Consider the following 14,517-nt stretch of genomic DNA (forward strand, 5'->3'; position numbering starts at 1 on the left):
CTGCGCCCCGACTTCCCGCTGGCCCTCGACACCGTGCCCGCCAGGGCGACTGCCAAGAGACCGACCGATCGTGTCGCCTTACGACTGATCGCGCAGACCTCGTACCACCAGACGAATCGCCAGGGTCATAGCGATGACGCCGAGCGAGAGGGAAGTCCAGATGACCAGGGGGCTCTCCTGCTGGGCGTACATGATCGGAACAGAGGCGGCCAGCACGGCCAATCCACTTCCCACAATCCACACGAACGGGGCCTTCGCGTCCTCGCGGATCTCAGGTGCGGGGCGCCGTGCGACGAGCAGTACCACCGCCACGACCGCCGGCGGGGGTACCCACTGGAGCAGATAGGAGCCTGACCAAAGGTCCCACCAGCCCTGGTCGCCGGTGCGGTACATCAGCTCGATCAATCCGACCACGGCGACCGGAGCCCCGACGAGGGAGCCCGCTATCCGCCAATCCGGGTGCCTCGGTGGCCGAGCGCTGTACTGGACTGCCATGGCATGGCCGAGGACAGCCGCGGCCGACGCGATCACCACGGCACTGGTCGCGGACCTCGCGAAGGATTGATCGCCCAGCGCGAGAGTCAGCGCGCTGCCTGCGAGGCAGATACTGACGCCGGCCACGCTCAGGACACGAGGACCGAGGAGGAAACCGAATCGGGCTGCCAGCCCCAACGGCACCAGCACCAGAAGTGCGAACGCTGTTCCCACGATTTCGATGGAATACCACCTCGCCCAGTAGTCCAGTCCGCTTGTCGTGAATACGAGCGCGAAGAACGCGAACCACAAAGCGAACAGCAACGGACCCTGGCCGGACGGTGCCGTCGGTCTCGGTGCCATGCTCTGCGGGGTTCGTGGGAGCGGGACGAATCCTGGTGGCGTAATGGCGGTTTGCGCGTTCGCAAGCATTTCCGGTGTCCAGGTGGGCGCCGGGGTCGGCCGGTTCCTCGGGGCCACCGCTGCGTTGCTCAGTTCCCGAGCCGCGGCCAGCGCGAACTGGGTGCAGGAGTCGAACCGCTGACGTGGATCTTTCGCCAATGCCCGCTGGATGACCATGTCCAATCCCGGTGGCAAACCCGGCCGCCGCTCCGAAACCCGTGGCGGCGGCGCGGACATGTGGGCGCCGATGACCGCCACCGGATTGGTTGCCGCGAAGGGAGCGGTGCCGCTGAGGAGCGTGAACAGCGTGCAGGCCAGGGAGTACTGGTCGCTGCGGTGATCCAGGACGCCGCCGGAGAGTTGCTCGGGGGAGGCATAGGCCAATGTCGCGGTGAAGGTACCGGTCTGGGTGAGGCCGTTCACGTCATCTCGAAGCCGTGCAATACCGAAGTCCGCGAGTAGTACGCGTTCGGGTTGGTGGGGCTCCGGGCTGGACAGCAGGATATTCGCCGGCTTCACATCACGATGCAGGATGCCTCGACCGTGCGCGAAGTCCAGTGCCGCCGCGATCTCGGTGATGATGCGGATCGCCCGTGCCGGATCGACCATGCCGAGGGCCCCGGCGTCGCAGCCTGCGACGTACTGCATCGCGATCCACAGGTTGTCGCCAGCCAACCCGCGGTCCTGAACGGCGACGATATTCGGATGATCGAGCTGTGCCACCAGGTCCGCTTCGCGCTCGAAACGCAGCCGGATCTCGTTGTCGCCGAGCAGATCCGAGTTGAGGATCTTGAGTGCGACCAACCTCGGGAGCCGCGGATGCCTGGCGAGGTACACGGTCCCCATCCCACCCCGGCCGAGAATCCGCTCGATTCCGTAACCGGCGAAGGTCTCGGATGTCCCCCTGGTGTCCACAGTGTTCCCTGTCTATCGCTTGGTCGTGTCGGCGCTTACAGCGGGCCCGCTTCGGCCAGCTGCGCACCCGAACTGCCAGGGGCCGTGGCCGGACCGGCGTCGGGGACGGTTGGCTGCGGGGTCTCGGCGGGTTCGTCGTCGGCTGTCCACAAGGGCGCGTTGTTGTAGGTGCCCGGATTGTGTTCGGCTTCCTGGCCCTTGGCGTTGAGTGCCCCGGTGGGATTCGCGGTCGGGCCCGCGGTGGTGCCACCGTCTTCGAGGCCTGCGGGGGCCTGCCCGGAAGCGGACGACGGCTCGCCAGTACCGGTGACACCTGATTCGGTGTTGTCGGTGATCACCGGGACGCCGTTCTCGTTCAGGGTGAGGCTGTACTCGTTGGCCGCGCCCTCGGAGTTCGTCGTGGTGAGCGTGAGCTGGCCGTTCTCGCCGGTGCCGACACTGACAGTGGTTCCGGCGATGGTGAATTCGGTGGTACCCGTGCCGTTGAACAGGCCGCTCAACTGTTCGATGCCGCTGGTGATCGAGGTCGCGAGGGAGCTGAGGCCGGTGCCGATCGACTCGGCGATGGATTCGGCGGAGTCCGATGATCCCGAGGTGAGGCTCGACAGTTCACCGACCACCGAGCTCAAGGTCGACAGACCGCTGGAAACGGTGGAGAGCAAGCTGCTCAGGTCGGTGGTCGACTCGTCGTCGTCGTTGTCGTCGTCGGTATCCGTTGTCGTTGTGGGGTTGGTGGTTCCCGCGGTGGTGGTGTCGGTGTCGTCGTCTTCGGTGGTGGTGGTGACGGGGGTGCCGCCGGTCGACGTGGTTGTCGTCTGCTGAGTTGTGGTCTGCTGTTGTTCTGTCGGCGGGGTTTCCGGGGCCGGGGGTGTGGAGAGATGCGCGACGTTGTTCAGGGCGTCGCTGACCACCTGCAGGTAGGCCTTGACGGCGGCATCGGTATCCGCGCACAGCGTGGTGTATGCCCTGAAGAACCCTTCGGCGCTTTCCTTGAAGGTTGTCCGCCAGGCCACGCACAGCGCGACAGCTTCAGTGTCGAACGCTGTCTTGTCGAATTCCGCGTTCGTGCTGTTGCCGCGGTCGTGATAGGTGGTATGGCCGGTCAGGACATTCGTGTTGGTTCCGAATACACCCTGCTCGGCAAGGCCTTTGATCCTGGCCCGAACACCATCGCCGATCCCACGGCGAAGCGCGTAATTGAGGATCAAGGAAACATCGTCGTTGCCCAGTGAAGCGTCATCGTCGTCATTCGTATTGATCCCCCGTCCGCCGCTGTCACCATTGCTCATCTCGACGCCATTGATTTCGGTGACCTGATAGAGCTTGCGGAAGGCGTTGGCTTTGCGCTGCAGACAGCTCTTCATCCCATCCACTGCCGCGTCGAGGACCCCTGGCAGGGCGCTGATTTCGGTGCTGGCTTCTTCCGACCACTCGTTGAGCGTGCTGAGCTTGTCTTTCGCCGCCTGGCCACTCGCGCCCTGCCAGGCGTATTCCAGAGTCTGTGCCACCTGGAGCTGGCTGGTCTGCGCCGCCGTCACCTTCGGGAGCGCGCTGGAGATGCGATTGCCTGCACCGACGAGATTGTTCAATGTCATGTCGGCTTGCTTGTAGTACGCCTTGTCGATCGCGTTCTCGGACTCCAGACAGATTCCAATGGCGCCCGCACCGCCACCCTCGCACGCGAGTTCGTAGCGAGCCTGAACGAGGTGGAACCAGAACAAGATGTCATCGGTCATGTCGGACATTCTGGTACCGAAATTAAGTATGCCCCACGCGTCTCGGCTGAGGTCATATTCACCGGTGTCTGCGGCGATCGAGTCGCCGAGCGATGTAGCGGTGTTGCCGTCGGGGCCGAATTCTGCCCACACCGCTGACGGATCGGTCCCGGAACCGTGCTCGATGATCCTGGCGTCGGTGCCCCCACTGCCGAGCCCGAGTTCGGATTGATCAGCCATCGGCTACTTCCCCTCGACGGTGAGGTCACCCTTGCTGTCGACGGAGACCCGATTGACTTCGCCGGCGAATTGATTATCGGTGTATTGCGCATTGTCGGCGCTATTGGTGAAAGCGTCGCCGAACGCGCTGCACGAACTGGACCAGTTCTTGACCGCGGAGGCGACGGCTTCGAAGCCTGCGACGATGTTCTTCGCCTCGGCGCTGTACTCGTCACCCAAGTCGTTCTCGGCGAACATGTTCCCCCACGAACCCGCCACCGCGGATAGTTCTTGCGAAGCGGAGGTCATCTCGGCGCCTTGCTGCCGGACGACAGTCGTATCGATATTGAGAATGCCGCTCATCACCTACACCAACCACGAATCGCGGCCGAACCCATTCGCCCTGGCCTCGTCGACATCCGTCCAGTCCGTCGGCTGGACATACACTTCCCGCTGATGGCTCGGCTGGGCTGCCTGCCGGGTGCGCATCCGGTACTCGTACATGAGCCGGTCCCGTTCCTCCCGTGCCTCGCGAGCCGCCTGCTCCTCCGGCGTCTCCGCGCCGAATCCCATCGCCGCGACACGCTCGCCGATCCGCTGCGTCGCTTCCGCGGCTTCGCGCTCGACCTGCTCGATGCGGCCTTCGGTCTCCCGTACGGCATCGATGTGTTCGCTGGTGATGCGATCGATTCTGGCCAGCCAGCTCATCGCCGACCACCCCGCAGCGCGGTACTCACTGTTGTTCCCCGGCGCATCTGCCTCCGCCCCTCCTACCGACTCCGGTACCCCCGAGGCTCCCCGCCCCGATGGCTCGAGACTCTACCGGACCAGCAGTCTTCTGGTTGAGGTGGAAGTCCGGTTTCGGCTGAGTCGGGCTACTTCCGGATGAGCTTTGCGATCGTGCCGACCGACAGTTTGGGAGCCTCCTCTTCGACCACGGCTTCCGGGTCGACGACGGTCGTGTGGGGAAGGACGGCTTCGGGGTCGGTGAAGGGGGCGTAGGTCTTGTCGGCGAGGAGGGTGTGCAGCAGGTAGCCGGTGAGGAGGGCACGGGTGGTCTTCTCGGTTTTGTGTTCGTAGCGGCCCGCGCCGAGGGCGGCGAAGAGGCGGCGGCCTTCGATGATGCCGTTGTGGGTGGCGCCGTCGATGGTGCGCAGGATGGTGGGGCCTGCCCAGTTGGTGGCCAGGACGCGGGCGTTGGAGCTGACCGAGTCGAGGTCGGTCGCGCCGGCCAGGATCAGGCCGGGCAGGTCGAGTTCGGGGGCGATGTTCTCCGCGGCCGGGGAGGTGGGGGCGGGGAACAGTGCGGCGACGGCGGCGACGCGGCGTTGCGCGGCGGCGATCACGGCGGCACCGGCACCCATGCCGTGGCCCGCAAGGGCGATGCGGTCGGGGTGCACGCTGATGGTGCCGTCGCCGAGGCGGACCTGGCTGACGATGTCGAGCGTGGTGAGCAGGTCGGTGGCGAGGTCGAGATGGGACGGGATCGGGCCGCGTTCGGTGTCGGGGGCGGCGACGACGAAACCCCACGAGGCGACGTGCTCGAGCAGGCTCTTGTAGTTCTCGGAGCTGGTCAGCCAGCTGTGCGCGAACGCGACCGCGGGCAGGTTTGACCCGGCCTCGGGGGTGAACACCACACCCGGCTGGCCCGCGATGCCGAGGTTTCCGCGCAGCACCCGATGGGGGCCACGCGCGGACAGGGTGCTCAGGAGCGACTTTGCAGACACCGACACGGCGTGAAGGGTAGCCGATCAGTAGGGTGGAGAACCATGTGCGGAATCGTGGGCTACGTCGGGTACCGGGACGCGCTCGGCGTTGTCGTCGACGCGTTGCGGCGCATGGAGTATCGCGGCTACGACTCGGCGGGGGTGGCGATCCTCGACGGGAACGGGTCGATCGCCATCGAGCGCAAGGCGGGCAAGCTGGCCAATCTGGAGGCCGAACTGGACGCCGCTGCCGCCGGGCGGTTCGCCGGTACCAGCGGGATGGGTCACACCAGGTGGGCCACCCACGGCGCGCCGACCGACCGCAACGCGCACCCGCATCGGGACGCGTCCGGGAAGCTGGCTGTCGTCCACAACGGCATCATCGAGAACTTCGCGCCGCTGCGCCGCGAGCTCGAGGACGCCGGCGTCGAGCTGCTGAGCGAGACCGACACCGAGGTGGCCGTGCATCTGGTCGCCCGCGCCTATGCCGAAGGGCCGACCGCGGGTGACTTCACCGCGAGCGCGCTGGCCGTGCTGCGTCGTCTGGAGGGCGCGTTCACGCTGGTCTTCACCCATGCCGACCATCCGGGCACGATCATCGCGGCCAGGCAGTCGACGCCGCTGGTCGTCGGTGTCGGGCAGGGCGAGATGTTCATCGCCTCCGATGTGACCGCGTTCATCGAGCACACCAGGGAGGCGGTGGAACTCGGCCAGAACCAGGCCGTGGTGATCACCGCCGACAGCTATACCGTCACCGACTTCGACGGCGGGACCGAGGGTGTGGTCAGCAGGCCGTTCACCATCGACTGGGACCTGGCCGCCGCCGAGAAGGGCGGCCACGACTACTTCATGCTCAAGGAGATCGAGGAACAGCCTTCCGCGGTCGCCGACACCCTGATCGGGCATTTCGTCGTCGACGAGAAGGGCGGCCGGATCGTCCTCGACGAACAGCGTCTCGCCGATCAGGAACTGCGCGAGTTCGACAAGGTGTTCGTCGTCGCGTGCGGCAGTTCCTATCACGCTGGTCTGCTCGCCAAGTACGCGATCGAGCACTGGACCAGGGTGCCGGTCGAGGTCGAACTGGCCAGCGAGTTCCGCTACCGCGACCCGGTGCTCGACCGGTCGACGCTGGTGGTGGCCATCTCGCAGTCCGGTGAGACCGCCGACACGCTGGAGGCGGTGCGCCACGCCAAGGAGCAGAAGGCGCGCGTGCTCGCCATCTGCAACACCAACGGCGCGCAGATCCCGCGCGAGTCCGACGCGGTGATCTACACCAGGACCGGCCCGGAGATCGGCGTCGCCTCCACCAAGGCGTTCCTCGCGCAGGTGGCGGCGAACTTCCTGGTCGGGCTGGCGCTCGCGCAGGCGCGCGGGGTGAAGTACCCCGACGAGGTGGCTCGCGAGTTCGCCGAGCTCGAGGCCATGCCGAAGCTGATCGCGCGGGTGCTGGAGACGGGGTCGCAGGTGCGGGCCATCGCACGCGAGCTGGCACAGGTGCCGACGGTGCTGTTCCTCGGCCGCCACGTCGGCTATCCGGTGGCGCTGGAAGGCGCGCTCAAACTCAAGGAACTCGCCTACATGCACGCCGAGGGCTTCGCGGCGGGCGAGCTCAAGCACGGCCCGATCGCGCTGATCGAAGACGGTCTGCCGGTGATCGTGGTGATGCCGTCGCCGAAGGGCCGTCCGGTGCTGCACTCGAAACTGCTCAGCAATATCCGCGAGATCCAGGCACGCGGGGCGCGCACCATCGTGATCGCCGAGGAGGGCGACGACACGGTGCGCCCGTTCGCCGACGATCTGATCGAGATCCCGGCGGCGCCCACCCTGTACCAGCCGCTGCTGTCGACGGTGCCGTTGCAGATCTTCGCCGCCGAGGTGGCCCAGGCGCGCGGCTACGACGTCGACAAGCCGCGCAACCTGGCCAAGTCGGTCACGGTCGAATAGTCACTCGACGGTGACGGTGCCGCGCATGTCCGGGTGCAGGCTGCACAGGTAGCGGTAGGTGCCGGGCTGGGTGAAGGTGTAGGACCATTCGCCCTTGGTGATGATGGGGCTGTTGATGCCCATCGCCTTGTCGCCGATGCCCTGCACGTTGTGCGGGGCCCGGTCGTCGAACTTCCAGGTGACGGTCTCGCCCGCCTTGATGGTGATCTCGGCGGGCGAGTACGTCATGTCCGAGACCGAGATGGTGTGGTCGGTCGGGGCGTGCGGAGTCTGGGCGGTCGTGGTGGCGACCGGGCGCGGCGTGCGGGTGGTGGACGCGGCGCTGTCCGAGTCGCCGGAGCAGCCTGCGGCGAACACGGTGGTGGCCGCGGCGCATCCGGCGAGGAGCAGGGCGGACGCGGCGCGGTGACGAACCATCGACATGGGTGTGCAGCGTAGTCTGCGAACGATCGCGGGCCGGTCGTGGCCCGCGGCGGCGCGATCGGGAGGCGACGATGTCGGATCGGCGTGGCTACTACACCACCGACGAGGTGCGGGCGGCCGAGGCGGAACTGTTCACCCGAGTGCCCGCCGGGATGCCGATGCGGCGGGCCGCCTACGGGCTGGCGACGGTCGTCGCGGCGGAATTGCGGTCGCGCACCGGCGGTGTCGCCGGTCGGGTGGTGGGGCTGCTCGTGGGGTCGGGCGACAACGGTGGTGACGCGCTGTGGGCCGGATCGATGCTGGCGCGGCGCGGGGTGGCGGTCACCGCGGTGCTGCTGAATCCCGAACGCGCACACCGCGACGGGCTCGCGGCGCTGCGGAAATCCGGTGGCCGGGTGGTCGAGCGGCTCGGCGCGGTGGATCTGGTGATCGACGGGATCGTCGGGATCTCCGGCCGTGGTCCCCTGCGGCCAGGTGCGGCGGAGATGGTTGCGGCCCTTGACGTTCCGATCGTCGCCGCCGACCTGCCCAGCGGTGTCGACCCGGACACCGGTGCGATCGGCGGACCGGCGGTGCGGGCCGCGGTGACGGTGGCGTTCGGCGCGTACAAGCCGGTCCACGCGCTGGCGGCGGCACAGTGCGGGCGAATCGTGCTGGTGCCGATCGGATTAAGGCTGCCGGAGCCGGGTTTTGCCCAGCTCGACCCGGCCGACGTCGGCGCAGGCTGGCCGGTCCCCGCCGCGACGGACGACAAGTACACCCAGGGGGTGGTCGGCGTATGCGCCGGGAGCTCCACCTACCCCGGCGCCGGGGTACTCAGCACCGGTGCCGCGGTGTCCGCGACGTCGGGGATGGTGCGCTACGCCGGTGACGACACCGAGGTGCTGGCGAAGTTCCCCGAGGTGATCGCCAGCGCGACGATCGGGGAGACCGGCCGGGTGCAGGCGTGGGTCTTCGGACCGGGCGCAGGCACCGACGCGGCGGCACGGCAGCGCCTCGCCGAGATACTCGCCACCGAGCTGCCGGTGGTCGTCGACGCCGATGGGCTCACGCTGCTCGCGGCCGAACCGGAACTGGTCCGTGGACGCACCGCGCCGACGGTGCTCACCCCGCACGCGGGAGAATTCGCCCGGCTCACCGGCACCACGCTCGGGCCGGACCGGGTCGCGGCCGTGCGGGCGCTCGCCGAGGACTGGCAGCTGACCGTCCTGCTCAAGGGCCGGGCCACGCTCATCGCGGCACCGGGCGAACCGACACTGGTCAGCGATGCGGGCGGCTCGTGGGCAGCCACCGCGGGCTCCGGTGACGTGCTGTCCGGGATCCTCGGCGCGCTACTCGCCGCGGGACGCCCGCCCGCCTGGTCGGCCGCGGCCGCCGCCAGGGTGCACGCGCTCGCCGCCGACCTCGCCGCGCACGCCGGTCGGCCGGTCGGCGCGCCGATCTCTGCTACGCCGCTGCTCGGTCATATCCGCGCGGCCGTCCGGGTGCTGCGCGAACTCGCCGGCGAGTAGGGGCCGGTTGGGCTACGGTGCTGGTCCGGTGATGCCGGGGCGCATTCCGGCTCGCCGACCCACCCCCGCGCGGTGGGCGCACCACGGCGCCGAGCAGTCCGGGTGCGCACGTGTCGCCCCAGGTGCGGGTAACGGTGCGGGTCCTGGCAGGATCGAAGCCGTGAATGCGCAAGTGGAAACTGTCATCGACCTGGATGCCATTGCCCACAACGTGCGTGTCCTGCGGGAGTTCGCGCAGGGCGCCGGGGTGATGGCGGTGGTCAAGGCGGACGGCTACAACCACGGCGCAGTCGAGGTGGCGCGGGCCGCGCTCGGCGCGGGGGCGGCAGAACTCGGCGTCACCACGGTGGCCGAAGCGCTGGCCCTGCGCGCGGCGGGTATCACCGCACCGATCCTGTGCTGGCTCAACACCATCGACGCCGACTACGCCGCCGCCATCGCCGCCGGGATCGAGATCGGGGTGTCCTCGCTCGCCCAGCTGCGGGCCGTCGAGCGGGCCGCTACCGCAGGCGGGCACCCAGCGACGATCTCGCTCAAGGTCGACACCGGCCTGAACCGCAACGGTGTGTCCGCCGCCGAATACCCACAGCTCCTGCGGGTACTGCGCAGGCTGGTCGACGAACAGACGGTCCGGTTCCGGGCGATCTTCTCCCATCTCGCGCACGCCGACGAACCCGAGCACCCGGTGCTGGACCGGCAGCGCGAACGGTTCGTGGAGACGATCGCCCAGGCCAAGGAGCACGGCCTGGAACCGGAACAGGTCCACCTGGCCAACTCCGCGGCCACCCTCACCCGGCCCGACCTGCACTTCGACCTGGTCCGTCCCGGCATCGCCGTCTACGGGCTTTCGCCCATCCCCGAGCTCGGCGAGTTCGGGCTGCGGCCCGCGATGACTTTGCAGGCCGAGGTCACGCTGGTGAAGAAGGTCGCAGCGGGGCAGGGCGTTTCCTACGGCCACCGCTGGATCGCGCCACGTGACACCACCGTCGCGTTGGTACCCGCCGGTTACGCCGACGGGGTGTTCCGTTCGCTGAGTGGGCGTTTCGAGGTGTGGCTGGGCGGTAGCAGGCACCGTAATGTCGGGCGCGTGTGTATGGACCAGTTCATGGTCGACCTCGGCGACAACGTGGGCGGGGTACGGCCCGGCGACACGGCGGTGCTGTTCGGCGGCGGCGCCGGGCACCCGCGCGCGCTCGACTGGGCCCGGCTGCTCGACACCATCGACTACGAGATCGTGTGCTCACCACGCGGTCGCGCGGTCCGTCGCTACGTGGGGACCGGCCGGTGAGGCGCGCCAAGGCCATCCGCCGTGGTGGTGTGGCGACGGCGGGCGTGCTCGGTGCGCTCGCGGTGGCGCACACCCTGCGCCGGATCGGCGCGCGGGTCATCTGGCCCGCCGAACGCGACGAGTACCGCGACGAGAACTTCGCTCTGATCGACGAGGACGCGCCGGGAGTGGTGTTCGCCGACGACGGCGTGTCGCTGGCCACCCGCACCTACGGCGACGACTCCGCCGAGCTGACGATCGTCTTCGTGCACGGCTTCTGCAACAGCATGGAGTCGTTCCACTTCCAGCGCCGCGACCTCGCCGCGCTGTGGGGCGATCGGATCCGGATGGTCTTCTTCGACCAGCGCGGACACGGCCGCTCCGGCACGCCGAGTACCGACAGCTGCACGGTGCAGCAGCTCGGCCACGACGTCGCGACCGTGCTGCGCGAGTGCGCGCCGACCGGGCCGGTGGTGCTGATCGGCCACTCGCTCGGCGGGATGGCGGTGCTCGCCGCGGCCGCGCAGTTCCCGGAACTGGTCGCCAAGCGCGTCGTCGCGGTGGGGCTGCTGTGTACCGCCGCCGCCGAGGTGACCTCGACGGGGCTGCCGCAGCTGCTGCGCAACCCGGCGATCGACGGCTTCCGGATGGCGGCGCGCACCGCGCCCGCGCTGGTGCAGGTGAGCCGCGCCGCGGGCAAACAGGTCGTCGCTCCGATTCTGCACGTCAGCTCGTTTCACGGGCCGGTGAGCCCGACGCTGTCGCGTTTCACCACCATGATGATCGACCGCACCCCGGTCGCGACGATCGAGAAGTTCCTGAAAGCGATTGAGCTGCACGACGAGTCGGCGGCACTCACGGTCCTTGCCGAGGTGCCGGTGCTGGTCCTCGGCGGCGCGCACGACATGGTGATCCCGTTCCGTAACTCGCGTGCGCTCGCGGCGGCACTGCCTGGCAGCGAGCTGGTGCGGGTGGCAGCGGCCGCGCACATGCCGCACATGCAGTACCCGGAACTGACGATGGCGGCGCTCGACCGGCTGCTCACGCGGGCCGGCTTCGGCGACGCGCGGGACGAGGAGGTCGTCGGTGGCTGACCAGCGGCAGCGCGTGCTGGCCACCGTCGACGACACCGAGGCCTTCGGTCGGGAGCTGGCCGCGACCCTGCGCGCGGGCGACCTGGTGGTGCTCGACGGCCCGCTCGGTGCCGGCAAGACCGCGCTGACCAGGGGAATCGCGGCCGGTCTCGGTGTGGTGGGCAGGGTCAGCTCGCCGACATTCATCATCGCGCGGGCGCACAAGGCCGGACAGCGGCCCGACGGCACGCCGGGAATCGCGCTGGTGCACGTCGACGCCTACCGCCTCGGCGGCGACCTGGACGAACTCGACGCGCTCGATCTCGACACCGACCTGCACCACGCGGTCGTGGTGGTGGAGTGGGGCAAGGGTGTCGTGGAACACCTCGCCGAACGGCATCTGCGGGTGCAGCTGACCAGGGAACCGGAATCCGATGTGCGCACGGCGATCTGGGAGTGGATCGAATAGTTCCCCGCCGGGCGGCACAGCTGCGCGCCAGGCGCGGATACCACCCGGTATTGTTGAGGCAATCATGCTCGTACTAGCAGTCGACACCGCGACACCCGCCGTTACAGCGGGATTGGTGCATCTGTCACCTGCCGCCGCCGCGGACACCCGGCCCGCCGTGGCGCCGCTCGCCGCCCGCGTGAAGGTCGACGCCCGCGCCCACGCGGAAGTGCTCACCCCGCAGATCCTGGAGTGCCTCACCGAGGCGGGCAAGCGCCGCGACGAACTCGACGCCGTGGTCGTCGGCGTCGGACCCGGCCCATTCACCGGCCTCCGGGTCGGTATGGCCACCGCCGCCGCGTTCGGCGACGCGCTCGGCCTGCCCGTGTACGGGGTGTGCAGCCTGGACGCCATCGCCGCCCAGGCGGCCACCGAGCAGCGCGATGCCGGTGAACTGCTCGTGGTCACCGACGCGCGCAGGCGCGAGGTGTACTGGGCCCGCTATCTGAACGGCGCGCGGGTGGCCGGTCCCGAGGTGTGCAAGCCCGCGGAGGTACCGATCGGCGCCGCGGTCGCGATCGCGGGTTCGGCCGCGCATGTCGACCTGTTCGATCTGCCGGTGCTGCCCGTCGAGACGCCGTCACCGGCGGGTCTGGTGACGGTCGCCGCCACCGAGCTGCTCGCCGGTACCGCCCCGGAACCGCTCGTTCCGCTGTATCTGCGCAGGCCGGACGCGGTGGAGAACAGCTTCCGCACCCTCGACCGGACCGGAGCGTGACCGCCGTGTCCGGCTACCGGATCGCACCGATGACGGTGTTCGACATCGACCGCTGCGTCGAGCTGGAGCATCTGCTCTTCCCCGAGGACGACCCGTGGCAGGCGGTGTCGTTCCGGTCCGAGCTGGCCGGACGGCACAATCGCTACATCACCGCCCGCGACGCCGACGACCGGATGGTCGGCTACGCGGGCATCGCGCTGCTCGGCGACCCCGCCAACCCCGAGGCCGAGGTGCACACCATCGGCGTCGATCCGGGCTGCCACCGCGGCGGCATCGGCACCCTGCTGCTGGAGGCGCTGCTGGCCACGGCGGGCGAACGCGGCGGGCCGGTGTTCCTCGAAGTGCGCACCGACAACGCGCCCGCCATCGCGCTCTACGCCAAGCATGGCTTCCACATCATCGGGCTGCGCAAGAACTACTACCACCCCAGCGGCGCCGACGCCTACACCATGCGCCGCCCCGAACTCACCGCCGCGGCCGACGAATGGGCGGCCCGCGACCGGCAGGACGAGGTGCTGTCATGATCGTCATGGGTATCGAAAGCTCCTGCGACGAAACGGGCGTCGGCATCGTCGGTCGGCACGCGGACGGTTCGCTGGAGCTGCTCGCCGACGAGGTGGCCTCCAGCGTCGACCAGCACGCCCGCTTCGGGGGCGTGGTCCCCGAGATCGCCTCGCGCGCGCATCTGGAGGCGATCGTGCCCGCCATGCGCCGGGCGCTTTCAGCGGCCGGGATCAGCAAGCCCGACGCGCTCGCCGTCACCATCGGACCCGGCCTGGCTGGTGCGCTGCTGGTCGGAGTGGCCGCGGCCAAGGCGTACGCGGCGGCCTGGGACGTGCCGTTCTACGCGCTCAACCATCTCGGCGGCCACGTCGCGGTGGACACCATCGAACACGGTCCACTGCCGCCCGCGGTGGCACTGCTGGTCTCGGGTGGGCACACCCACCTGTTGCAGGTCACCGACCTGGGCAGCCCGATCACCGAACTCGGCAGCACCGTCGACGACGCCGCGGGCGAGGCCTTCGACAAGGTCGCCCGGCTGCTCGGCCTCGGCTATCCGGGCGGACCGTACCTCGACGCGGCCGCCACCGACGGCGACCCGAACGCGATTGCGTTCCCACGCGGGATGACCGGACCGCGCGACGCCCGCTACGACTTCTCCTTCTCCGGTCTCAAGACCGCGGTCGCCCGCTACGTCGAGGCGGCCCAGCGGCAGGGCATCGGACCCGACCGGTTGCCGATACCCGATATCGCCGCGTCCTTCCAGGAGGCGGTCGCCGATGTGCTCACCATGAAAGCGGTGCGGGCCGCCCAGGATGTCGGGGTCGACACCATCGTGCTCGGCGGCGGCGCCACCGCCAACTCCCGCATCCGCTCGCTCGCCGAAGAGCGGTGCGCCGCTGCGGGACTCACGCTGCGGGTCCCCAAGCCACGATTGTGCACCGACAACGGCGTGATGATCGCGGCGCTCGGCGCGCACGTGATCGCCGCGGGCGCGCAGCCCGCGGATCTGACCGTTGCCACCGATCCCGGTCTGCCGGTCTCGGTGAGCGCGCTGCGGGGGTGATCCGGTCTCGACGATCGCCATCTGCCTGCCGGGGCGGGTGGCGACGGTCCTCGACGACCGCTCGCGTCGCCTGAT

General features: G+C 69.2%; 14 protein-coding genes. 8 read left to right on the top strand and 6 right to left on the bottom strand.

All coding sequences use genetic code 11. From position 1 onward, the window contains the following. Positions 1–78: 78 nt before the first annotated feature. The 5 genes from ACFOW8_RS07700 to ACFOW8_RS07720 form a co-directional block, all read right to left on the bottom strand. Positions 79–1,791, bottom strand: a complete 1,713-nt coding sequence (locus ACFOW8_RS07700; RefSeq protein ID WP_378547507.1) for a serine/threonine-protein kinase — start codon at positions 1,789–1,791, stop codon at positions 79–81. 35 nt (positions 1,792–1,826) lie between these two features. Then, on the bottom strand, positions 1,827–3,746 hold the full coding sequence (locus ACFOW8_RS07705; RefSeq protein ID WP_378547510.1) for a hypothetical protein: 1,920 nt from the start codon (positions 3,744–3,746) through the stop codon (positions 1,827–1,829). A gap of 3 nt (positions 3,747–3,749) precedes the next feature. Beyond that, positions 3,750–4,088, bottom strand: a complete 339-nt coding sequence (locus ACFOW8_RS07710; RefSeq protein WP_378547513.1) for a hypothetical protein — start codon at positions 4,086–4,088, stop codon at positions 3,750–3,752. Positions 4,089–4,091: 3 nt separating this feature from the next. Continuing rightward, positions 4,092–4,433: a hypothetical protein gene (locus ACFOW8_RS07715; RefSeq protein ID WP_378547516.1), complete on the bottom strand. Its 342-nt coding sequence runs from the start codon at positions 4,431–4,433 to the stop codon at positions 4,092–4,094. 167 nt (positions 4,434–4,600) lie between these two features. Further along, on the bottom strand, positions 4,601–5,458 hold the full coding sequence (locus tag ACFOW8_RS07720; RefSeq protein WP_378547519.1) for a poly(ethylene terephthalate) hydrolase family protein: 858 nt from the start codon (positions 5,456–5,458) through the stop codon (positions 4,601–4,603). 36 nt (positions 5,459–5,494) lie between these two features. On the opposite strand from ACFOW8_RS07720, the gene glmS reads away from it, so the two are divergent. Next, entirely contained in the window at positions 5,495–7,375 is a 1,881-nt protein-coding gene (glmS, locus tag ACFOW8_RS07725) for a glutamine--fructose-6-phosphate transaminase (isomerizing) (RefSeq protein WP_378547522.1), read from the top strand. Here the strand turns inward: glmS and ACFOW8_RS07730 are convergent, their stop codons facing one another. Beyond that, positions 7,376–7,798 (bottom strand): cupredoxin domain-containing protein, encoded by a 423-nt coding sequence (locus tag ACFOW8_RS07730; protein WP_378547525.1) that lies wholly within the window; start codon positions 7,796–7,798, stop codon positions 7,376–7,378. 71 nt (positions 7,799–7,869) lie between these two features. Between ACFOW8_RS07730 and ACFOW8_RS07735 the strand changes: the two genes are divergently transcribed. From ACFOW8_RS07735 to tsaD, 7 genes are all read left to right on the top strand, one after another. Next, positions 7,870–9,309 carry an NAD(P)H-hydrate dehydratase gene (locus ACFOW8_RS07735; protein ID WP_378547528.1) on the top strand — a complete coding sequence of 480 codons (1,440 nt, stop codon included), beginning with the start codon at positions 7,870–7,872 and terminating at the stop codon, positions 9,307–9,309. Positions 9,310–9,340: 31 nt separating this feature from the next. Next, a complete protein-coding gene (gene alr / locus ACFOW8_RS07740) occupies positions 9,341–10,597 on the top strand; it encodes an alanine racemase (RefSeq protein WP_378548556.1) in 1,257 nt (418 codons plus the stop codon). After that, entirely contained in the window at positions 10,594–11,670 is a 1,077-nt protein-coding gene (locus tag ACFOW8_RS07745; protein WP_378547530.1) for an alpha/beta fold hydrolase, read from the top strand. Before alr ends, ACFOW8_RS07745 begins: the two co-directional genes overlap by 4 nt. After that, a complete protein-coding gene (tsaE, locus tag ACFOW8_RS07750) occupies positions 11,663–12,118 on the top strand; it encodes a tRNA (adenosine(37)-N6)-threonylcarbamoyltransferase complex ATPase subunit type 1 TsaE (protein ID WP_378547533.1) in 456 nt (151 codons plus the stop codon). Before ACFOW8_RS07745 ends, tsaE begins: the two co-directional genes overlap by 8 nt. A gap of 64 nt (positions 12,119–12,182) precedes the next feature. Beyond that, positions 12,183–12,875, top strand: a complete 693-nt coding sequence (gene tsaB / locus ACFOW8_RS07755; RefSeq protein ID WP_378547536.1) for a tRNA (adenosine(37)-N6)-threonylcarbamoyltransferase complex dimerization subunit type 1 TsaB — start codon at positions 12,183–12,185, stop codon at positions 12,873–12,875. A gap of 29 nt (positions 12,876–12,904) precedes the next feature. Further along, positions 12,905–13,399, top strand: a complete 495-nt coding sequence (gene rimI / locus ACFOW8_RS07760) for a ribosomal protein S18-alanine N-acetyltransferase (RefSeq protein WP_378548559.1) — start codon at positions 12,905–12,907, stop codon at positions 13,397–13,399. Beyond that, positions 13,396–14,442 carry a tRNA (adenosine(37)-N6)-threonylcarbamoyltransferase complex transferase subunit TsaD gene (gene tsaD / locus ACFOW8_RS07765; protein WP_378547539.1) on the top strand — a complete coding sequence of 349 codons (1,047 nt, stop codon included), beginning with the start codon at positions 13,396–13,398 and terminating at the stop codon, positions 14,440–14,442. The genes rimI and tsaD overlap by 4 nt, the downstream gene beginning before the upstream one ends. The last annotated feature ends 75 nt before the right edge of the window (positions 14,443–14,517 follow it).

The sequence above is a fragment of the Nocardia rhizosphaerae genome, assembly GCF_042650365.1.
Classification (GTDB): Bacteria; Actinomycetota; Actinomycetes; order Mycobacteriales; family Mycobacteriaceae; genus Nocardia; species Nocardia rhizosphaerae.